The sequence below is a fragment of the Streptomyces sp. NPDC003300 genome, assembly GCF_040610915.1.
Classification (GTDB): domain Bacteria; phylum Actinomycetota; class Actinomycetes; order Streptomycetales; family Streptomycetaceae; genus Actinacidiphila.
Genome location: NZ_JBEXNE010000022.1, coordinates 28,538 through 49,092 on the forward strand (window position 1 = coordinate 28,538; position 20,555 = coordinate 49,092).

The following is a 20,555-nucleotide window of genomic DNA, read 5'->3' on the forward strand; positions in this document are numbered from 1 at the left end:
TCGAGCCCGGTCGGGCCGCTGTTCTCCGCCGGCGGAACAAAAACATCCGCGCACACCTCGCGCCCGCCCGGCCCGAGTGCCCAAGTCATCGGCAGACCTGGCAGGTCCTGGTAGATGACGGACAAGCCGAGCGGGTCGTTTGGCGTCGCCCGGTGTCGGTGCGTCGAGCCGGACGGTGGCGGGGCTGCCGCAGCCGTGGAGGGGCGCCGGGCGCCGGTGGCGGATGCCGCCAGTCCACCGGCCGTCGTATCCCGGTCGGCCACCACATGGGCGGGGGCACGGTTGACGGCCGGGTGGCGCGATCCGCCTGTCACGATGCCGACGGCTGGTCCGGGCTAGAGTCCGTCGGTGAACAGAAGTGCGTTGGGGGACGTCGGGTTGAGCTTGGTCAGGACGTTCCGGGTGGCCGTGGTCTCCAGGAATTCGGCGGTCTCGGCGGGGTCGGCCGCGGGATGTTCCTGCTTGTAGAGGACGGCGACTCCGGTGGTGTGCGGTGCGGCCATCGAGGTGCCGTTCCGGGAGGCGGAGCCGCCGCCGAGTTTGGCTGAGAGGATGCCTTCTCCGGGGGCGTAGAGATTGACGCATGGGCCCCAGTTGGAGAACGTGCTCTGTTCGTCGGACCTGTTGCTCGCCGCGACCGTGACCACCCGTTGCGCGGAGGCGGGGGATTGCTCGCAGGCGTCCTTCGCGTCGTTGCCCGCCGCGAGGACCGGCAGGACGCCCGCGTCGGAGAGGGCGGTGGTGGCGGTGTTGAGCGCCGGGGACTTCTCGCCGCCGATGGAGGCGTTGAGGACGGCGGGCTGCACGGCGTGCTTGGCGACCCAGTCCAGGCCCGCGATCACCGCGGAGTCGTCGCCGTTGCCCCGGCAGTCCAGGACTCGGACACTGACCAGGCTCGCCTTGGTGGCGACGCCGTAGGTCTTGCCGCCGACCGTTCCTGCGACGTGCGTGCCGTGGCCGTTGCAGTCGGCTCCGTCCCTGCCGTCTGCGACCGCGTCGAAGCCGAACGTGGCGCGCCCGCCGAACTCGGAGTGGCCGTAGTCGATGCCGGTGTCGAGGATGTAGGCGGTCACTCCGGCGCCGTTGCCGGTGGTGATGAACTTCCCGTCGAGCGGCAGATCGCGCTGGTCGATCCGGTCCAGGCCCCAGGACGAGGCCGCCGGGCCCAGGCGTACCGCCGGGGTGGACGCGGTCGCCGGGTCGGGAACAGCGACCTTCCCGTCCTCCTCCACCGCCTCCACTCCGAGGCTGCCGCGGACAAGCGTCAACTGCTGGGGAGTGAGGCGGACAGCGAAGCCGTTGAGGACTGTGTTGTAGAAGAAGGCCGGCTTCAGACCCAGCTTCGCCGCCGTTCCGGCGGGGTCGATTCTCTTGTCGAGGGTGACGATGTACTCGCCCGGCACCCGGTCCGCCGCGCGTACCAGCGGTGCGGGCCCCGCAGCCGAAGCGGAGGCGGAAGCAGAGGGCATACCGGCGACGAGAGGCCCGCTGAGGGCGAGCACGACGGCACCGGCGAGAGCGATCTTGCTACGAGTGTTCACTCGGCTCAGGTGATCACGCGGAAACGATCCCTCCCAAGGACACCTCCCGGCGATTCGCACGACTTGCTCCTGCGACTTCTGACCCGGTACCTCGGGGTCAGCGCGCAGACGCTCGCTCCGCAGCCGGACCGCCCGGCGGGCTACCTTCGATTGCCGGAACAGCTCCGAGCGGACGTCTTGGCGAGGTTCAAACCCTCGGCCGGGTCCGTCGGCGAGGTTCACGCCGCCGTCGGGTCCGTGAGCACCGCCTGGTCATCGACGGTTCCGGCGTGCGCCTCGGCTTGATAGGCAAGTGGGGGCTTGCCTATCATGGGGGCGTGGCCGATGACCTGTTCAAAGCCTTGGCCGACCCCACCCGCCGGACGATCCTCGACGAGCTCGCGGAGAAGTCAGGACAGACACTGTTCGAGATCTGCTCGCGGCTGGCGATGAAGCATCGGCTCGGGCTCTCGCGTCAGGGCGTCTCGCAGCACCTCGCCGTGCTGGAGGCGGCCGGGCTCGTCGAGACCCGGCGGGAGGGGCGCTACAAGTTCCACGACCTGAACACCGACCCGCTGCGGCAGATCACCGAACGCTGGCCTGTCCGCGGCACGTCCGGACCAACGGAGAGCACCCCATGAGGATCCATCTGACCAGTGTGTTCGTCGACGACCAGGCCAAGGCCCTGGCCTTCTACACGGACGTCCTCGGCTTCGTGAAGAAGTACGACGTGCCGGTGGGCGAGAAGGACCGGTGGCTGACCGTCGTCTCACCCGACGAGCCCGGCGGGACCGAACTCCTCCTGGAGCCCGCCGGCCACCCGGCCGTCACGCCCTACCGCGACGCGCTCTTCGAGGACGGCATCCCGCTCGCCCAGTTCGCCGTCAGCGACGTGAAGGCGGAGTACGAGCGCCTGTCCGGGCTCGGCGTCCGTTTCACTCAGGAGCCCCTGGAAATGGGCCCCGTGACCACCGCCGTCTTCGACGACACCTGCGGCAACCTCATCCAGATCGCGACCCAGCCCCAGTAGCCGTCCGCCCCGCGTACCCGCCTACTTCGGTCTCCAGCACACGGTGTAGGCGAGGGCCGGGTAGTCCGGGGGTTCCCAGGTGGTCCAGCCGTCGTGGCCGCAGAAGGCGCTGGCGTTGTAGCGGCTGGTGCGGCCGGTGACCACGACGTTGGAGGAGGCGCAGGAGCCGACGTTGGTGAAGGTCGCGTGGCCGTCCGCGCCGGATTTCAGGAGGCATTCGCGCTGCGTCGCGTATCCGGCGTCGTCGGGGTAGTTCATGGACAGGCAGAGCAGTACGTCGAGTCCTGAGTCGCCCGCGACGCCGAAGCGCTTCCATTCGTTGTAGTGCGGCCAGGAGTCGCACTTCGCGTCGTCGGTGGTGCCTCGGTAGGTGGCCAGGACCTTGAAGTTGCCGGTCCGGCAGGTCTGGGTGCTCCAGGAGCCGCCGGAGTTGGCGCCGTAGACGCAGTCGCCCTGCCGCGCGTGGAAGGCGGTGCCGCCGGGGCTCTGATAACTCAGGCACAGCACACGGTTGTTGACCGTAGACGACACGCTTTCGTCGTTGTCGGTGACGTCGTCGCAGCGGGACTGGTCGGTGGTGCCGTCGTAGACGCTCACGACCTTGAACGCCCCGTCGCCGCAGTCGGTCGCCACCAAGTCGGCCCGTTTGGTGGTCCCGTGGTCGTAGAAGCAGGACCCGACCTCGGCGGCGGCGATGTCGTCGGGGGGCGGGGACGCCGACGTGGTCACGGGATCGGAGTCCGTGAGGCCGGGATCCGTGGGGCCGGGATCGCTGTCCGTGGTGTCCGTGGCGTCGGGGACGGTGAACGTCGGGTCGGTGAAGGCGGGGTAGGGCGCGGTCGCGGAGGTCGACCCGACCGGGGCGGCCGTATCGGAGTCGGCGTGATGGGAGTGTGCGACGCCGAGACCGACCAGTGCGACGAGTACGACGGCGGCCACGCTCGCGGCGACGAGCGCTCCGGTTCTGGTTGTGGTGGTGGTCGTGGTCGGTGCCCCGCCGGGAACGGCCGCCGCGGGCACCGGACGGCCCGGCTGGTGCGGGGTTGGCCGACCGGGCGCGGAAGCCGGGGCCGTCGAGGCCGTCCTGACGGCCGCTGCCAGGTTCTCCGCCCACAGGGCGGGATCCGGACGACGCCTCGGGTCGGGATCGAGGCTGCTCCGGGCGAGGTCGGCGAGTGCCGGGCTGACGGAGGTCAGCACGGCGGGGTCGGCGGCGGTCTGGTCGCGGGCGATGAGGCGTACGGCGAGCAGGGCGAGTTTGTAGACGTCGCCGGCCCCCGTCGCCTTCTCCTCGCCGTCGGGGACCTGCCAGTCGGGGGTCTCGGCCTGCGGGAGGACGCTGGTGCCGCGAAGGCGCATGGCGTCGGCGTCGATCAGGAAGCACTCGGGGTGCGGCGCCTTCGTGAACAGCAGATTCTTCGGTGACAGGTCTCCTACGGTGATGCCGAGGCGGTGCAGTCGGCTGAGGGTTGTGGCGAGGTCGCCCAGGAGGGCGAGACGGTCCCTGTCGCTGATGGTCAGGCCGATACCGGCCACGTAGGCGTCGTCGTTGAGGAGGTACTCCACGGTGGCGAGCCGTCGGGCTCCGGTCGCCCCGTTGAGGCTCTGGAACGCGAACCGGAAGCGGTCGGGAACGGCCCGCATGAGGAACCCGCAAGTGTGCCCGTGCCGTTGGACCACGGCCGCGGGCCAGGCGGTCCTCTCGCACAGCCACTTCCCGTCCGCCGCGCTCAACTCGCCGATCAGGTCGGCTCTCGCGGCGAGCGCGTCGGCGCGCAGGGCGGGCAGTACGGCGGGGCCGTACTCCTTGTAGACCACGTCCCAGCCGCCGCCCGCCGCCTCGTTGATCCTCCGGTTGGTGACCTCGTGGACCGTGCCCTGGCCGCCCTGGCCCAACTGGGCGCCCAGAGCAAGCCTGTGGTGATCGACCGCGGGGGGTCGCGGGGCGTTCACCCCTGTCCCCCGGGCACCGCGGGCCAGACCGTCAGCAGGGTCCGGTCGTCGTCGAAGGTCTCCCGGGAGAAGTCCAGCAGGTGCGCGAGCCACAAGGGCGGCGGCGGGTTCGTCAGGTGCCGGGCGAAGAGGGAGCCGACCTGGCCGTCGCCGTCGCCGAGCGGGTCGGCGAAACCGTCGGTCGCGATCACCAGCGCCTCGCTCGGCGACAGGCGTCTGCTGGTCCGTTCCAGCGGGTCGGGCACATGGGGCAGGGGGGTCACCGTGCCGGACACCAGGAGAGTGTCCGTTCCCGTCTTGGTGGGGAAGAGCGGCAGGTACTGTCCGCGCGAGCGGTCCAGGGCCCACGCTCCGGAGTCCCCGATCCGGCACAGCTCGACCAGCGGGCCTTCGGGGCGGGGGCGGACCACCCCGGCCACGAGCGTCGTCGCGTACAGATCGGCCACCTCGCTGAATTGCGGGTTCCGTCCGCCGAGTCGCCAACGGGCCAGTTCGCACAGCCGGTCGGCCGCGTGGCAGGCAACGTCCCGCAGGTCGACGGGGCCTGCCGCCCCGTCGAGAAGATGGAGCGTGCGCTCAACTGCCGCCCGGCAGGCCGCGATCGCGCCTTGCTCGGAGTCGGACGCGCTGGAGACGCCGTCGGCGACCGCGAAGACGACGCTGCCGGTGGCGGCGTGCACGGCCGCGCGGGCGGCGTCCTGTCGCGGCTGCCGGTAGTAGCGGTGCTTGGCGCCCCGAACCGAGGCGTACCGCATGGCCAGTTCGCCCGTCGACCAGCCGTCGCATTCGGTGTCGGGGAAGTCGAAGTCGTACTGGCCGGGAGGCAACGCCTCGAATTCCGGCCCCGGCGTGCCGACCGTGATCCGCTGCCAGGGCGGCGTCGACCGCGCCGGAGCCGATACGTCCGGTGTCCCGGCGGACAGGAGTCCGTCGTCGGGGTTCACGCTCACACCTCGTCGATCGCCATGGTGAACTGATCGGGACGGTTCACGACGAGTTGCGGATTCGCCGAGTTCAGCGCGTACCCGGAGGCGACCAGGCTGGCGGTCAGCGAGTGGAAGAACTCGGAGATGGCCTGGCCGAGGTCGGTCCCGGCCTTCGCGACGAAGGCGAACTCGGGACGGGTCGCCACTTCGAGCATGGTGTCGGCCCGGGCGTCACCGATGCCGCAGGCGATGATGTTCGGCGCCGCGGGGGTCCGGGCCCTGTCGGTCAGCTCGGCGTGCGGGCCGCGCCAGGACCTGCCGTCGGTGGGCTGCCCGTCGCTCAGCAGGAACACCACGGGGCGGTGCACCTTGTATCCCTCACCGCGCAGCCACTGCACATCGGCGGGAATCCGGTCCAGCAGATCCTCGAACACGGCCTTGTAACTGGTGAGTCCACGAATCTGCACCTTCGGCAGGGTGCTCTCGGTGCGCATGTCGGCCACGGCCAGCCGCACTTGCACGTCGTCGGAGAACCCCAGCACCGCCAGCCGCAGCTTCGCCGCGACCATCGGCTCCGCGCGAAGTCCCTCGCACAACGACACCAGCCCGTTGGAGAGTTCCTCCAGGTACGGACTCATCGAACCCGACTCGTCCGCCAGCACATACGCGGGCAGCAGCACGCCCCTCGTCTCGGACATCTTCGTTCCTCTCCCTGCGTGACGGTGTTTCCCGCGTGATAGGTGGCTCTTGCGGAGCCCGGCGTTCTCTGCCGGTCGCGTGCGACGGTCGGTCCCGTAGGGTCACGATCCGTTGTGGCAGCGGCTTCCGGCGCCCGTGGGGTTGTTCTCGATGACGCATTCCTCTTCGACGTCGCCCTGGGTGTGGTAGCTGATTGACGTCGGCACGGCGGAATTCGGGTCGCCGTATTCCGGATACGCCTCCACGTACACATGGCCGCCCGCCTTGACGGCCTTCACGACCGGCCGTTCCGCGTGCGTGTACATCCATTGGTTGGCTTCTTGGTACAGCGGAACGAAATTGCGGGTGTCGGTGTTCGACCCGCCCATGGCGAATCCGATGAGGTGTCCACGCGCCCGGTTGCTCGCGGGCAGGGTACGGAGACCCGGCAGCGCGAATCCAAGCTTGATCTGCCGGTCGCCGGTGTAGTTCTGCACGTCGAGCTGCCCGTAGGCCCCGGTGGCCACGCATTCTCCGGCCTGCTTGTGGCGGGGCAGATAGACGATGCTGCTCCCGGTGAATCCCGCGCCTGTGCCGCAACGGTCGTTGACGCGGTCGTCCGCGGGAACGGTAATGGTCCTGTCGATGACGACCGGGCCGCCGTCGACCGTCGCGGTGGCCTGTCCCCCGTGTGCGAGGACGTTGTCGAAGGCGCTCCGTGCCCGGTCGGCGTCCGTGTCGGGGGCGGCGTCACCGTGCCGGATACCGACGGCCGCGTAGTGTCCGTCCGCTTCGGGCACGACGGCGTCGTAGGTGACCGAGGGCGCCAACCGCGCCGCGTCCGCCGCCGATACGGTCGAGAGCGCGGTCGGCGAGAGCCGTACCACGACGGGCTGGAACCTCACGGGCACATGCGTCACCACCGCGTAGCGACCGAGGGACGCGACCTCGTCGGCCCGTGAGGCGGAATCGCCGCCGGGCGCCCGGATCGCCTGGCCGGTGACGTCCAGGGGCTCGGTCGCGTCCGCGCCCTGAGCCATGGTCGCGGCCTGCGGCGGCGGGGCGTCGAGCAGTGCCTGGAGCGCGGTCACCATTTGCAGGAGCAGGTGCCGATGCTCCTTCTCCAACTGATTCCGGTCGGACCTCCAGGTCCGGGTCCGCGCGTTGTGCTGAGTCATGTCCGCGGCCAACCGGGTCTTCTCGGCGCCGAGTTGAGCCTTCTCGGTGTCGAGCTGCCGCTGCTCGCCCTTGATCGACGCCGTCTCCTGGCTCAACGCGACGCCCTCGGCGTCGAGTTGCTCCTTCTGGGCCTCGGCTGTGGCGTAAGCGGACTGCTGTTCGGGGAGGACGAAGTCGTGCGGGGTGGCGTTGTAGGCCGCTACGCGTGCGTTGTAGGCGTCCATCTTGCTGTTGTGGGCCGCCGTCCTGGCCGCGCAGGCGGCATCCTTGGAGTTGTAGGCGGCGCCCCGCGAGTTGTACGAGGCCGTGGCCCTGGCCAGGGTCCGCTTCTCGGCGGTCAGCTTCGTCTCGCGCTGCTGGAGCGCCGTGACCTCGTTGTTGTAGATGACGGTCTTGAGGGTGAGGCCGGCGGAGATCCCGCCGGTGGCGGGGAGCGGCGCGGGGACCTCGGTGCTGACCGCGGCGGGCGCTGTACGGGTGATCCCAGCGGGTGCCGTACGAGGGGCCGTCGCGGTGGCGGCGGCTGCGGGGCCCGCGCCGAGGACCGGGATGGCGACGGGGACGAGCAGTGCGGTCAGGACCGGCCCCAGGGCACGACGCTCGCCGCTCCGGCGGGACCGGGAAGGAAAGCCGGGCCTCCCGCCCTTGACGTTCACTCGCCCACCCCGGCAGCGATGCGCTCGGTGAGCGTCTGGACGGTCGGCCGCCCGTCGCCCGCCTCACAGATCCCCACCTGCACGAGCGACGTGCCCTTGAGCTGGGCCCGGCGGTAGCACGCCCAGCCGTTGCCGCCGTCCTGGACGGCGGTCCAGGCGACGCCGTTCACGGTGGTGTCATCGACCCGGTAGGTCCATGGGGAGGTACGGCCGTCCTGGTCGGTGCGGACGGCCGACGGGCAGGAGCCGATCCCTGCGGTCAGCGTCCGAAGGACGGCGCTTGCCTTCTCGCTGTCGGAATAGACGCCGACGGCCTGGGTCACCGTGTAGTCGCCGAGTCCTCCGGCGTCCTGGTAGGTGGCGGACAGGAAGGCGGTCCAGTCCTTGCCGAAGACCGCCTGGGTGGTCGGCCCGACCGCTACGCGGCAGCTCGACGGATCGGCGGCCAGCGCCGGAGCGGGCTCGCCCGATCGCGGACCGGAGGTGAGGGTCATCCCCGTCAGGCGGCTCGCCTCGTCGGGAGTGAGGAGCGCGGCGTGCACCGTGCCCGCGACCAAGTGCAGCGGTACGGGGGCGGGTTGACTGGGCCAGAACCACCAGCCGACGCCTGCCAGCAGGAGGCAGGGCAACATGGCGAGGAGTACCGGCCGCCAGCGGCGTAACGTCAATCTGTTGGGCCTGGTGGCGGCCGGGGCTTGGGCAGGAGCCGGGACCGGCCCTTGCGCCGAGGTCGAGGTGGCCGAAGTACCGGCGGACGGGGGCGGCGTGGTCGGGCGGCCGGGTCGCGACGGCGCCCTGGGGGCGGGTGTCCTGACAGGCGCGGGCCGCCCCATCGGTGGCGGTGTGGCCCGAGGAGTCTGCTGCCAGGTGGGGAGTCCCGCCTCACCCGAACCGCCACGCGCCCCGGCGGCGGGGTTCGTTCGCGCTTGCCACGTGCTCTTGTCGGTCGACGCGGTCGGACCGGGTGCGTCTTGCTCAGGCACAGTCACTCCCTCCATGCGGTTGCCGGACGCACCGACTCTGCTGCCGCACGTGGCCGTACGTAACCTGAGGGCTCTCAGGGTCCTCACAACTTCCCCACCGGCCTCGTCCGTCCCGTGCGCGGGCCGTTGCTAAACTCCTGGCCCTGCGGGGGCGGGCAGCGGGCGGATGACGCGGATGACACGAGGCGCACACGGCATGGAAACGGTCATCGTTCAACTCACGGACGCACCAGGGCAGGAGGCCGAGCGGCCCGGTCGGCCCCGGCAACTCGCCCTCGGCCCCGGGCAGGTGGCCACGTTCGGACGCGGCACCGAGGAACAGTCCGTCGACATCCCCCTCCTCGGCGAGGGTGTCTCCCGCTACGCGGGCGAACTCACCGCGAGCGACGACCACTGGCGGCTGACGAACTTCAGCGCCCGTACGACGTACGTCGTGGAGAATCTGGAAGGCGGCGGCGAGTACGTGAAGGTCGCCCCGCGCCGGCTGGGCGCGCCCATCCCGTTCGAACTCTCCCGCGTGGTGCTGCCGTTGACCGATGGCTTCACCCGGTTCACCGTCTTCGCCCCGCGTCATGCCTTCCTCGACCCCGGACCGGAGGCCCCCACCGGCCACGCGGCCGGGCTCACCCTCATGCCCTTCGCGCTCGACCCGACGGCCAAGTACTTCCTGGTGCTGCTCGCCCTGTGCGAGCCCCGGCTGCGCGACCCGTCCAGCCTTGCCATCCCCACGGTCGGCGAGGTCGTCACCCGGCTGCGTCCTCTCCCCGACTGCGGTGACCTGACCGCGTCCGCCGTCAATTTCCACATCGACTACCTGGCGGGCTCCAAGCTCAAGGTGCGCGAGCGCACCGGCACGCAGGACAGCCCACGCCTCGGCTGGAAGCGCGAGGCCCTCGTCTCGCTCGCCCTCCGCTTCGACCTGATCCAGGAGAAGGACCTCCAGATCTTCTGGAATCCGCGCGCGTGAGCGCCGGTCGCCGCGCGCGTGAGCGCCGGGCCCCCGCCGTCGGCCGCACGCCTTCCGCAGCGAGCTGATGCGATGTCACATCGCTTGGGCGCCAGGGGCTTTCCCTTCATTCACTCCTGGCGCATCTGGCAGACTGTGCGCTCCGGCTGACAGCCGGTGACCGGGGGAATTCTGGAGGACGGGCGTGTGGGATCGGGGCACCCTGCTCGGCGGGCGCTACACGTTGGCGGAGCGGATCGGCGGGGGCGCCATGGGCGATGTCTGGCGGGCCGACGACGGAGTCCTCGAACGCCGGGTCGCGGTAAAGGTCCTGCGCCCGGAGCTGTTCGGCGACGCCAGGTTCGCCAAGCGGTTCCGGCGCGAGGCCCTGATCCTCGCCGCGCTGGACCACTCGGGCATCGTCGACGTCCACGACTACGGTGAGAACGCCGTCGGCGACGGTACGCGGGTGGCGTACATCGTCATGGAACTCGTCCAGGGCCGACCGCTCGATCAGCTTCTCAACGAGGGCGGGCCCCTGCCGCCGGAGCAGGCGCTCACCACCGCCGCCGAAGCGCTCGACGCGCTGCACGCCGCACACCGGCAGCGGATCGTGCACCGCGACATCAAGCCGTCCAACCTGCTGATCTGCGACGACGGCCGGGTGAAGGTCACCGACTTCGGCATCGCCAGCGACCTCGCCACCTCCAAGATCACACCCGATCACGCCATCGTCGGCACCGCCCTCTACATCGCGCCCGAGCAGGTCGAGGGCCACGACGTCAGCGCGGCTTGTGACCTCTACTCGATGGGCGTCGTCTGCTACAAGATGCTCACCGGGAAACTGCCCTTCGACGGCGACCGGCCCATCGAGATCATGCTCAAACATGTGCAGCAGCCGGCGCCGGCCCTGCCCGCCGACTTCCCTCCCGCCGTGCGCGACTTCGTCGCCACCGCCCTCGCCAAGAAGCCCGAGGAGCGCTTTCCCGACGCCGCGGCGATGGCAGAGGCGGCCCGGGCCGCGGCCTCCGCGGGCGCGAGCGGCGCGGTGACCGGCGAAGCCGTCGTCTCCCTCGCGTCCGGAGGGCCGGCCGGGGCCGTGGTCGCTCCCCGGCAGGAGCGGCCGGCGCGTGGGCGTCGCCGCGTCCTCGTACCCGCGCTCGTCTTCTGCCTCGTCGCGGTGGTCGCCGGAAGTCTCCTGCTCCTGCGCCCCTCGCTCTTCCGTGCCGATACGGGCACTTCCGGTCGAGGCGTTCCCGCGTCCACGTCCGGCTCGGCGTCCGCATCAGCCTCCCCGTCAGCGTCAGGGGCCGCGCCCAGTTCGCACGGTCCCGGCGCGTCGCCTTCGGGTTCCGCGTCGCGTACGGCCTCGGCGTCACCTTCCGCCGCGACGAGCGGCAGCGCGGGCGCGGCGGGCCTGCCGCACTCGTCCCCGTCCGCGGCGTCGGCGTCGGCGTCGGCGGCGGGAAGCCCTTCCGCCACCCGCCAAAGCGACACGTCCGCCACCACCGAACCGGGCACGTACCCGATCGACGGCGTGAGCATGAGCGACGACCCCGCCGCGATCAAGGGCTCCGGCGCCTCCGCCGGTCCCGCCGGTGGCTGCACCGCGTGGCTCGACGACGCGGGCTCCGGCAAGCTCTACGGCATGCTGAACACCAGCTACTTCGAGACCTGCCACGCCGAGTTGATCCGCGACGACGGGCTGACCGTCGGCCTCGCCGCCTCCACCGGCGCCGAACGCACCGGCACCGTCTCGGACATCAACCACAGCACCCGCATCTGCGTCTGGCAACAGGGCGCAAGCGCCGACAAACAGTGCTCCGCCACGATCATCATCCACAACGGCGCCCCCACGCTCCGCTGACCGCCGTCCACCTCAGCGCACAGCCTCAGCTGATCACGAGACGGGCGGAAGGTGCTGTGAAGCCGGGCGATGCAACGGCGGACGGACCGTGACATCCACATGCACCACCTGCCCCGCTTCGACCGTGACCTCCTGTGATTCGCCCGTCCACTCGCGCCTCGCCTCCGCAATGCCGTGGGTACGGATTGCGTAAATGCCGGGCAGAAGACTCAAGGAGTAGCGTCCAAGACGATTCGTGATCATCGCGATGCTCCGCACCTCGACCGACGAAATCGCTTTCGGCTCCATGACAAAATCGGGGAGCACCGAACCATCGGCCAGGCGAACGACCCCCTTCACCAGCCCTCGAACCGGCTTTACCGCACCGTGCGAAAAGGTGGCCACTTCTTCCCCCGCTCGACCGAACCACAACAGCGATCGTGACTCAGACGACCGCCGGCATGCGCAGTGCGGGCGGCGGGCGATCTGCTCGTCATGTTCCGGGATCATTGTGGCGATGTCGCGCTCGCGCAGCCACGCCCGGTTCAGCCTAATGGTCAGACGGGATCGGTGAACGAGATCGGTTTGCCGGTGGCTTGGGCGTAGGCGATCTCCCGGGTCGTGGACTCACCGACGTAGCCGCCGGGGTTGACGATCAGAACGCGGTCGGCCAGGTCGATCTTGCGCAGGTGGAGGGCGTCCAGTGCGGTCTTCTGCTCGGTGGTGATCGGCGCGTCCGCCTCGCCCGGCGCGACGACGATCGCACCGGCGAAGGTCAGGTCACGGTTCGCCGCGCGCATCTCGGCCACGAACCGGGTGGAGCCGCAGATGCAGACAATCTCGGGCCGGTCGGCCACGGCTGAGTCCTTCGGGTCGAACGGGAAACCGTCGGAGTCGACAGTTTACGCGGCGAGATGGACACCACGCGGCCGGCGGGAGGCGGCGTGCTCGACGTCGAGAGGTCAGGGGGCGCCCGGCTCACCGGCTTCCGCTGGCGACACAGCCTAGAGCGCGGGTTGGGCGGGGATGGGGGGCGCGTCGGTGGGGTCCGGTGGCGCGGGGGTGGGGCGGCGGAATCGGCGGAGGTGGGCGGAGAGGGAGAGGTAGAGGCGGTCGGGGAGGAAGGCGGTGTCGGCGATGATCATCGCCGCGGAGAAGAGCGGAAGGCCGAGGAAGAGGGCGATGCCGGTGTGCATGCCGATCAGGACGACGAGGACGGGGTATTTGAGGCGGCCGAACAGAACGAAGGGGAAGGCGACTTGGACGAGGACGGTCACGTAACCGGCGATGACGAGCACCGTCGGAAAGCTGTCGGCGAGATGGGACAGCGCGGGCCAGGGCTGGAAGAGGGGGAGGTTGAGTACGTCGTGCAGGGCGGTGCCGTTGCCCCAGGAGGCGCCCTGGACCTTGTAGAGGCCGGCGGATCCGTAGAGGAAGCAGACCTGGGCCGCGATGACGAACATGCCGCAGTTGTGCAGCACCGTGGTCAACGTGCGCCGGACGTAACGGAGTTGCACGAAGGCGAGCGCGTCCGGGCGGGCGGGGCGAAGCCGAGTGCGGCGTGCGTCCAGGGACCAGCGTCGTCCGCAGGCGGTGAACATCAGGTAGACGGACATCAGCAGGGTGAGGTTGTCGCCGCCGTCCGTCATGAAGAGCGCCCTGGCGTGGAATGAGGCGACGACGACGGCGAAGAGCACGGAGACCGCCCGCGTCCGCCAACCCAGCGCGAAGAGCGCGCAGATGATCACGGCGAAGGCGTAACAGGTCTCGAAGTAGACCTTGTTGTCGGACAGCGTGAGGACGCTGGCCCAGCCGCTCTGGGCGAAGAGCTGCCGGGCGAGGTCGGGAGTCCACGGCGAGCCGGGTCCCCAGATCTCGTCGCGATGCGAGAACTCCCGCAGCAGGAAGACGAGGTAGAGCAGTCCGTATCCGATCCGCAGCACGGCCGCCGCGTACTGGGACACCGGTCGCTCCGTGAGCAGGGCGTACGCCCGGCCGGTCCCGTTCGGGGTGGGCCGCGGCACACGGGGCGCCGGCCGCACCGCGTCCTCGGTGGACGTCACCTGGTCAGTGGTCATTCGAGGGCACCTTCCACCAGGGCAGCAAACGGGTGTCGGCGGCCGTGGCCGCGGTGGCGACCGGACGCGCGTGCTGGACGGCGACGGGCACGGTGACCACTCGGAGTTGGACGGACTGGACGGGACCGTCGCCGACGGGTCGGCGGGCCCCCACGCGCTGCACCGCGATGTTGCGCAGGTACCGCTGGGTCATGACCGCGCGGTCCGAGTGGGGCTCGTCGTCGCTCCCGTGCGTGTCGACGTAGGAGGACCAGGCCCGGCGCAGCATGTTCTGGTGGGTGTGGCTGGGGAACGGGTCGTGCTCGACCGCCGCCGTGTCGGCTGCGGTCAGGTCGACCCACGCGGTGACGTGCATGGTCCCGTCGGGGCCGGTGCTCGCGACACGGGCGTAGACCGTCCGGTCCACCGACTCGGGATCCGGCGCGAACAACTGCCAATTCTGCTCGAAGACCGGGTAGATCCAGGCGTTGATCTGGCGGCCGAACCGCTGCGAGATCGGATTGGCCGGTGCCACGTGCAGGAACACCATGGCCACATGGGTCAACGCCGTGGCCACGATCAGCGCGATTGCGATCCCCATGCCCGCTCTCAGCGGGACGGGCAGTCGGTGTTGTCCGGAGAACTCCGGTGATTCGTCCGGCAATTCCCGTACGTGCGTGTCGGAATCGACCCGCACCGCTGTCCCTGCTGCCCGCATCTGCGCCTGCCCTCTACTTTCCGCTGCTGCCTTTTGTGCGGCCCGGTGCCGCGGCGCGCGGCGGATTCGGTGTCGATTCCGCCGCGCACCGCTTGGTCGCTCACCGAGCGGGGTCGTGCTCCGGGCGCGTCAGCGCTGGTGACCCGCCGGGGAAGCGGGTTGTGCGCCGTAGCCCTGGTTGTCGGACCAACCGCCGGGCTTGCCCGGCTTCTTCTTCGGCGGGCAGTGCTTCACGGGCTTCTTGGGCGGGCAGTGCTTCACCGGCTTCTTCGGCTTGCAGTGCTTGCCCGGGTAGTGACCCGTGCCGCCGGTCGAACCGCCAGTGGTGGCCCCGCCGGTCGTCGTACCACCCGTCGTGGTGCCGCCGGTCGTGGTGCCGCCAGTGGTCGTGCCACCGGTCGTCGTACCACCCGTGGTCGTCCCACCGGTCGTGGTGCCACCGGTCGTCGTCCCACCCGTGGTGGTCCCGGCCGTCGTCCCACCCGTGGTCGTCCCGCCCGTGGTGGTTCCCGCCGTCGTACCGCCCGTGGTCGTACCGCCGGTGGTCGTGCCACCCGTCGTCGTGCCACCGGTCGTGGTCCCGCCGGTGGTCGTGCCACCGGTCGTCGTACCGCCCGTGGTGGTGCCACCGGTCGTCGTGCCCGTGCCGCACGCCGGCCGCGTGATGCGGTTGGTGTCCAGCGTCACCGAGCCGTTACGGGCCAGGGCGCGGCCGTCGATGCTCGCGCCCGTGGTCACGTTGATCGAGGTCAGGGCGAGGATGTTGCCCACGAAGGTGGAGTTGGTGCCGATCGTGGCCGAACTGCCGATCTCCCAGAAGACGTTGCACGGCGAGGCGCCGTTGACCAGGAGAACGCGGCTCGCGGACGCGGTGGTCAGGCCGGAGCCCACCTGGAACACCCACACGGCGTTGGGATCGCCCTGGGCGTCGAGGGTCAGCGTGCCGGTGAGACCGAGCGTGGACGAGGAGGTGTAGACGCCGGGGACCAGGGACAAACCCCCGGCGTCCGGGGGCAGCGCCGAGTCCGTGGCCTGTCCTGCGGCGTCGTTGAACGCTGTGACCAGGTCGGACTTCGCCTGGAGGGCGACCGCGTCCGCCGAGTGCTGGGCCCCGTTGACCAGGCCGGGCGGGAACCCGGTGATGGCGGTGCCGGGGCTCACCCCGAGGTCTCCGGTGATCACCGAAGGACCCGTGTTGGTGACCGTCTGACCGGCCAGTACGGCGAAACTGTCCGCCGTTCCCAGCGGGACGGCCGTGGCGGTGGCATCCGCCTGGGTCGACACCGCGGCGACGAGAGACGCGGCGATCAGCGGCGCGACCACCGCCGCGACCCACGTGGGAATGGTGCGACCTTTCGGCGCGGGCAGGATCTGTGACGTCATAGAGGCGTGACTCCTGACAGGAACGGCAGCGAAGCCCGAAAGGCGGGTTCTGAGGACGGCCGACTCCGTGCCAGGCACACTAAAGAAAGAGATGCGGAAGCGATGCACGCATACGAGTGAAGGATTGATTTATCAACCGGCATGGTCGAATATCGCAGAATCGCGAGGCCGGAAAAACGTTCCCGCTATTGCACGTCACGCCGGAATGCGCCGCGAGGAAATCATCGCCATGAGCGGCCGATCAAGAGCGCGGGTGCCCGCCGGTCGCGCTCAGGCGGACCGATCCGGCCCATCTGCGGTCGCCCGAAACGGAGTTCGGCCCCGCGCGGACGCGCTCCGGGGTTCAGTCCTGGAGCGCGGACGGCAAGGACGCCGCCAACTCGTCCAGTCTCCGCGCGGAGCGCGCCAGGATCGCGTACCGCCAACTCACGCCGTCCGCAGGGGCGTCGGCGTAGAGGACGACGCCGTCGCCGCGTTCGGGGTCGTAGTCCAGCGCGCGGTCACGGAGGCGGTCGAGTGCGGCGGTGAAGGAGTACGGACCGGACGCGTGGACCGTGCCCGTCGTCCAGGTGACGGGGGTGCCGCGGGCGAGGCGGACGACCAGGTCGTACGGGGTGGTCGTCGCGGTGCGGCGGACGTTGGACTCGGTGGCGTACAGGGTGCCGTCGGTGGCCACGAGGGCGTCGATGTCGTAGGGACCGCGGTAGCCGTGCGCGATCAGGTGGCGGCCGAGGGCCATGCCCCAGTCGCGCAGTTCGTCGCACACCGTCGGGTGCACGATGCCGCGCAGCGGAGCCCGGTAGCCGGTGAAGGAGCCGTCCTCGGTGCGCATGGCACCGTCGAAGAGCGGTCGCGGCGCGTCGGCCGCGGCCACGAACTGGGCGCTGATCGAGACGGTGTGGGGGACGTACTCCTCCACGGTCCAGCGGCTCTCCGACCCGAATCCTTCTGACGCGAAACCGTCCGGCCCGAAACCGTCGACACCACGTCCGTCCACGCCCAAGCCGTCCGAGCCCAGACCGTCCGGCCCGACGACACCACGTCCGTCCACGCCCGAGCCGTCCGCCGCGACCAGCGGATCCTCGGCGCCGACAAACCGCAGCCCGTGCCCGCCCGCCGACCGGTCGGGTTTCACGACACCGCGCCCGGAAACGGCCGCGCGGAGCACCGCGCGTACGGTCTCGCGCAGGTCCGGCCCCGAGCAGGTGCGCCCGTACGGCACGCGCATCCCGGTCCGCTCGGCCACGGCGCGGAAACCGGCCTTGGTGTTGCACAGCTCCGTGACCGCCAGCGCTTCGGCGCCGACCGCCGGCCCGCCGCGACCGCAGGGGGACACCGGCACTCCCAGCGCGGCGGCGAGCGCGAACGTCGAGGCGTCCAGGGCGATGGGCAGCAGCCGGGTGCCGGGGCGGGCCGCCGCGAGCGCGCGCAGCTCGTCGGTCAGGCCGGGCGTGTCGGCCACGGAGTCGGCCATCGCGACACCGGGTCGGTCACGGACGGTGACGATCCGTACGGAGTCCCTCGGGACGCCGGTCAGGGCGCACGCGTACCGCGCGAACGGCTCGGACAGCGGGACCGGGGTCAGCAGTACGTCACCGGGCCGGGTCAGCCAGATCTTCCGCGGGGCCTGCTCGGCCCACCGGGCGACCACGGCGTGTTCCCGCAGGTCGACAGCGAGTGCGGAGGCGAAGTTGGCAAGAACGATCAATGATGGAGTGCCACTGTCCTTCGGCGCCATAGAGGGTGTGTGCCCGCGATCGCGGCGGGAAACCCGGTTCCGGAATTTCCGGAACCGTCCGAATCCCTATCGGGTCGCCGTCCGTCGATTGGTACCCCGCATCCGGGGCAGTCGGCCCTGGACCACACAAATAGGTGACTCAAAGTCATCGCATCATGCGTCGGAGGTGGACCGTGCTGTGTATGCCAGGTGTCTATCAACCCCAGCAGGACACCCACCTCCTGATGCGGGCCATGTGCCGCGAGGCCGTGGCGCCCGGGATGCACGTACTGGATCTGTGCACCGGCAGCGGCGCGCTGGCCATCTGCGCCGCGCGGCTGGGCGCCCGGGTGACCGCCGTGGACATCGCGTGGCAGGCCGTGCTCTCGGCCCGCGCGAACGCCCTCAGGGCCGGGCGACGGGTACGGGTGCTGCACGGCGACCTCGCGGGGCAGCGGGGACGGCACGACCGCCCGTACGACCTGGTGGTCAGCAATCCGCCCTACGTCCCCTCCCCCGCGGCCGAGCCGCCGGTACGGGGCGCGGCCCGCTCCTGGGACGCGGGGCACGACGGGCGGGCGGTCGTGGACCGGATCTGCGCGACCGCGCCGCGCGTCCTGGCGCCGCACGGCGTCCTGCTGATGGTGCACTCGGCGCTGTGCGGGGTCGAGGCGACGCTGGCCTCCCTGGCGGAGGCCGGGCTGCGCGCGGCGGTGACCGACCGGGAGCTGATCCCCTTCGGGCCCGTACTGCGCGGACGAACGGCGTGGCTGCGGCAGGCGGGACTGATCGACGGGGAGCAGGACAAGGAGGAGCTGGTGGTGATCCGTGCCGAACACGCCTGAGCGCCCGCGCCGCGTCCTGGTCGAACGGGACGGGCCCGTCCTGGTCGAGGGGCCGGTGACCGTCGTCGGTGACGACGGTGTCGCCGTGACCTCGCACCGCTTCATGGTCGCGGTGTGCACCTGCCGCCGCAGCCGGACGCACCCGTGGTGCGACACCAGCCACCGCCGCCGGTCCAAGGGCGGCGGGGACGGAGAGCCGCCGGCGTGCGGCGCGCAGCGGACGGCTCCGGCCGGGCCGGAGGGAGAGTCCTGATGACGACCGCGTACCCGACCGCGAACCCGACCGCGGACCCGCCGACCGCGAACCCGACCTCCTACCGTGAGTCGCGTGCCACCACTCCCCCGCTTCCGACGCCCCGCGGGCCGCTGTCGGCCGCCGTGGTGGCGTCGCTGCGCGACGGCGCGGGAGAGCTGCCCGGCGCCGGTGCCGTGGCCGCCGCCGATCCGTACGGCGACGACCTGCAACTCGCCCTGTATTCGCTGTACGAATTGCACTACCAGGGCTTCGCGGGTGTGGCCGACGACCGTGAGTGGGACGTGGAGCTGCTGCGGACGCGCGGCTTCCTGGAGGACCGTTTCCTGCGCCAGGTGCGCGCGGACGCGCCGACCCGCCCGCACGCGGCGGACTCCGTCGCCGCCCTGCTGGTCGAACCGGTGGGAGACGACGGCACCGGTGTCAGTCATTACCTCCAGCCCGAGGGCCATCTCGAGCACTTGCGGGAGTACGCGGCCCTGCGGTCCCTGTACCACCTCAAGGAGGCCGATCCCCACGCCTGGGTGATCCCGCGCCTCCACGGCCGGGCGAAGGCGGCGATGGTCGCCGTCGAATTCGACGAGTTCGGCGGCGGGCACGCGGAGGACATCCACGCGCGGCTCTTCGCCGACCTGATGACGGACCTCGGCCTGGACACCGCGTACGGCCGCTATCTGGACGCGGCGCCCGCCGAGGCGCTGGCGGTGGTCAACCTGATGTCGCTCTTCGGCCTGCACCGCGCGCTCCGCGGCGCGCTCGTCGGGCACTTCGCCGCCGTCGAGATCACCTCGTCGCCGGGTTCCCGGCGGCTGGCGCAGGCGATGCGCGCCAACGGCGCGGGCCCTGCCGCGGAGCGCTTCTACGACGAGCACGTCGAAGCGGACGCCGTCCACGAACAGGTCGTACGCCACGAGGTGATCGCTCCTCTGCTGGCCGCGGAGCCGCAGTTGGACGCCGGCGTGGTCCTCGGCATCGAGGCGACCGGGCTGCTGGAGGACCGTCTCGGCGCGGCGCTGCTCGACGCCTGGCGGAACGGACGCAGCGCGCTGCGCACGCCGTTGGAGCCGCTACGGGACTGGCCGTCGCCGCGCACCGGAGGCTGACGGTTCCCCTGCCCGACGCGGGTCCGAGGAATTGACCCACCGGCCCGGTCCGGTGGCGGCACCATGGGCTTGGGGGCGCGCCGCCGGGCCGGTGGCCTCTTCCGGGGGGGCGGGATACGGGTCAGGACGGACGCGGGGGGCGGGCCGTGTGGTCGGGGTGGCCGTGCGTGCGGCGCGCCTCCTTCATCTCGGCCTCGTGGATGTGGCGCGCGCCGCCCGCCAGGTCGGTGCGGATCTGCTCCTCCATGCGCCGGAAGGGTTCGACGTACGTGTCGTCGTACGCCTCGACCATCTGGAAGGTCCAGTAGCCCGGCAGGACGTTGCGGCCGACGATCTCGCGTTCGAGCCGCTCCGCGTGTTCCGCGTGGCCCGCGGCCCTGAGGTGCTCGACCGCCTCGCCGAGTCGCAGGTCGGCTCCCCCGGTGAGCTGGTGGAAGTCGTACAGCCGCCCGCGCGCCCGCTCCACCGTCTCGAGGGCTTCGGAGAGGATGCCGAGCGCCTCCACCGAGGCGTCGCTCAGCCCTGCGGGACGTCGGGCCGGTGCCGCGGGGCCGCGCTCTTGTTCATGGTTGGTCATGTGCAAGACCTTCCCCGGCCGGCCGTGTCCATCACGGCGATCGGAGCGTCCGGCGCGACCGGCCCGCGGCGGGAGGCCGGGGGCACACCGGGGACGGCCGGCGGCCACGGCGTCGCGGGGAAAACCCGTTGGCGAAGCGTGCCCGGACCTTGCTACCCTCCCCGAGGCCGTGCGAGAGAACGAGG

The 20,555-nt window shown here is 71.1% G+C and carries 20 protein-coding genes; 7 read left to right on the forward strand and 13 right to left on the reverse strand.

Annotated features, from left to right (window positions below; translation table 11 throughout):
* Window positions 1-335: 335 nt before the first annotated feature.
* Window positions 336-1,541 (reverse strand): S8 family peptidase, encoded by a 1,206-nt coding sequence (locus ABZX65_RS27615; RefSeq protein ID WP_355345511.1) that lies wholly within the window; start codon window positions 1,539-1,541, stop codon window positions 336-338.
* Window positions 1,542-1,858: 317 nt separating this feature from the next.
* Here ABZX65_RS27615 and ABZX65_RS27620 point away from each other — a divergent pair, with 317 nt between their 5' ends.
* Both ABZX65_RS27620 and ABZX65_RS27625 read left to right on the forward strand, forming a co-directional pair.
* The gene (locus ABZX65_RS27620) at window positions 1,859-2,161 is read left to right on the forward strand and encodes a metalloregulator ArsR/SmtB family transcription factor (RefSeq protein WP_355345514.1); all 303 of its coding nucleotides are present in this window, start codon (window positions 1,859-1,861) and stop codon (window positions 2,159-2,161) included.
* Window positions 2,158-2,550, forward strand: coding sequence for a VOC family protein (locus ABZX65_RS27625; RefSeq protein WP_355345517.1), 393 nt, complete (start codon window positions 2,158-2,160; stop codon window positions 2,548-2,550). The genes ABZX65_RS27620 and ABZX65_RS27625 overlap by 4 nt, the downstream gene beginning before the upstream one ends.
* A 21-nt stretch (window positions 2,551-2,571) precedes the next feature.
* Here ABZX65_RS27625 and ABZX65_RS27630 read toward each other — a convergent pair whose 3' ends face one another.
* The 5 genes from ABZX65_RS27630 to ABZX65_RS27650 all read right to left on the reverse strand — a co-directional run bounded on the left by ABZX65_RS27630 (window position 2,572) and on the right by ABZX65_RS27650 (window position 8,574).
* A complete protein-coding gene (locus ABZX65_RS27630; protein WP_355345520.1) occupies window positions 2,572-4,503 on the reverse strand; it encodes a hypothetical protein in 1,932 nt (643 codons plus the stop codon).
* Entirely contained in the window at window positions 4,500-5,447 is a 948-nt protein-coding gene (locus ABZX65_RS27635) for a protein phosphatase 2C domain-containing protein (RefSeq protein WP_355345523.1), read from the reverse strand. The genes ABZX65_RS27630 and ABZX65_RS27635 overlap by 4 nt, the downstream gene beginning before the upstream one ends.
* Window positions 5,448-5,449: 2 nt before the next feature.
* Window positions 5,450-6,127: a VWA domain-containing protein gene (locus ABZX65_RS27640; protein ID WP_355345526.1), complete on the reverse strand. Its 678-nt coding sequence runs from the start codon at window positions 6,125-6,127 to the stop codon at window positions 5,450-5,452.
* Window positions 6,128-6,229: 102 nt separating this feature from the next.
* Entirely contained in the window at window positions 6,230-7,942 is a 1,713-nt protein-coding gene (locus ABZX65_RS27645) for a DNA/RNA non-specific endonuclease (RefSeq protein ID WP_355345529.1), read from the reverse strand.
* Entirely contained in the window at window positions 7,939-8,574 is a 636-nt protein-coding gene (locus ABZX65_RS27650; RefSeq protein ID WP_355345532.1) for a sensor domain-containing protein, read from the reverse strand. The genes ABZX65_RS27645 and ABZX65_RS27650 overlap by 4 nt, the downstream gene beginning before the upstream one ends.
* 547 nt (window positions 8,575-9,121) lie before the next feature.
* Here ABZX65_RS27650 and ABZX65_RS27655 point away from each other — a divergent pair.
* The gene (locus tag ABZX65_RS27655; protein WP_355345535.1) at window positions 9,122-9,892 is read left to right on the forward strand and encodes a serine/threonine protein kinase; all 771 of its coding nucleotides are present in this window, start codon (window positions 9,122-9,124) and stop codon (window positions 9,890-9,892) included.
* Between the two features lie 184 nt (window positions 9,893-10,076).
* The gene (locus ABZX65_RS27660; protein ID WP_355345538.1) at window positions 10,077-11,738 is read left to right on the forward strand and encodes a serine/threonine-protein kinase; all 1,662 of its coding nucleotides are present in this window, start codon (window positions 10,077-10,079) and stop codon (window positions 11,736-11,738) included.
* A gap of 33 nt (window positions 11,739-11,771) precedes the next feature.
* Here ABZX65_RS27660 and ABZX65_RS27665 read toward each other — a convergent pair whose 3' ends face one another.
* From ABZX65_RS27665 to ABZX65_RS27690, 6 genes are all read right to left on the reverse strand, one after another.
* The gene (locus tag ABZX65_RS27665) at window positions 11,772-12,122 is read right to left on the reverse strand and encodes a carboxypeptidase-like regulatory domain-containing protein (RefSeq protein WP_355345541.1); all 351 of its coding nucleotides are present in this window, start codon (window positions 12,120-12,122) and stop codon (window positions 11,772-11,774) included.
* Window positions 12,123-12,274: 152 nt separating this feature from the next.
* A complete protein-coding gene (locus ABZX65_RS27670; RefSeq protein WP_355345544.1) occupies window positions 12,275-12,574 on the reverse strand; it encodes a hypothetical protein in 300 nt (99 codons plus the stop codon).
* A 147-nt stretch (window positions 12,575-12,721) separates the two neighbouring features.
* Entirely contained in the window at window positions 12,722-13,795 is a 1,074-nt protein-coding gene (locus ABZX65_RS27675; RefSeq protein ID WP_355345547.1) for an HTTM domain-containing protein, read from the reverse strand.
* Complete coding sequence (locus tag ABZX65_RS27680) at window positions 13,785-14,375, reverse strand: DUF5819 family protein (RefSeq protein WP_355345550.1); 591 nt, start codon at window positions 14,373-14,375, stop codon at window positions 13,785-13,787. The genes ABZX65_RS27675 and ABZX65_RS27680 overlap by 11 nt, the downstream gene beginning before the upstream one ends.
* Window positions 14,376-14,621: 246 nt before the next feature.
* On the reverse strand, window positions 14,622-15,875 hold the full coding sequence (locus tag ABZX65_RS27685; RefSeq protein ID WP_355345553.1) for an ice-binding family protein: 1,254 nt from the start codon (window positions 15,873-15,875) through the stop codon (window positions 14,622-14,624).
* A gap of 343 nt (window positions 15,876-16,218) precedes the next feature.
* On the reverse strand, window positions 16,219-17,583 hold the full coding sequence (locus ABZX65_RS27690) for a peptide ligase PGM1-related protein (RefSeq protein WP_355345556.1): 1,365 nt from the start codon (window positions 17,581-17,583) through the stop codon (window positions 16,219-16,221).
* A gap of 212 nt (window positions 17,584-17,795) precedes the next feature.
* Here ABZX65_RS27690 and ABZX65_RS27695 point away from each other — a divergent pair, with 212 nt between their 5' ends.
* Genes ABZX65_RS27695 through ABZX65_RS27705 form a run of 3 tightly spaced genes read left to right on the forward strand, consistent with a single transcriptional unit; the run spans window position 17,796 to window position 19,793 of the window.
* The gene (locus ABZX65_RS27695; protein ID WP_355345559.1) at window positions 17,796-18,437 is read left to right on the forward strand and encodes a HemK2/MTQ2 family protein methyltransferase; all 642 of its coding nucleotides are present in this window, start codon (window positions 17,796-17,798) and stop codon (window positions 18,435-18,437) included.
* Window positions 18,421-18,690 carry a CDGSH iron-sulfur domain-containing protein gene (locus tag ABZX65_RS27700; RefSeq protein ID WP_355345562.1) on the forward strand — a complete coding sequence of 90 codons (270 nt, stop codon included), beginning with the start codon at window positions 18,421-18,423 and terminating at the stop codon, window positions 18,688-18,690. Before ABZX65_RS27695 ends, ABZX65_RS27700 begins: the two co-directional genes overlap by 17 nt.
* Entirely contained in the window at window positions 18,690-19,793 is a 1,104-nt protein-coding gene (locus ABZX65_RS27705) for an iron-containing redox enzyme family protein (protein ID WP_355345565.1), read from the forward strand. The genes ABZX65_RS27700 and ABZX65_RS27705 overlap by 1 nt, the downstream gene beginning before the upstream one ends.
* Window positions 19,794-19,914: 121 nt before the next feature.
* On the opposite strand, the gene ABZX65_RS27710 is transcribed toward ABZX65_RS27705, so the two are convergent.
* Window positions 19,915-20,370: a hypothetical protein gene (locus ABZX65_RS27710; RefSeq protein WP_355345568.1), complete on the reverse strand. Its 456-nt coding sequence runs from the start codon at window positions 20,368-20,370 to the stop codon at window positions 19,915-19,917.
* Window positions 20,371-20,555: the final 185 nt, after the last annotated feature.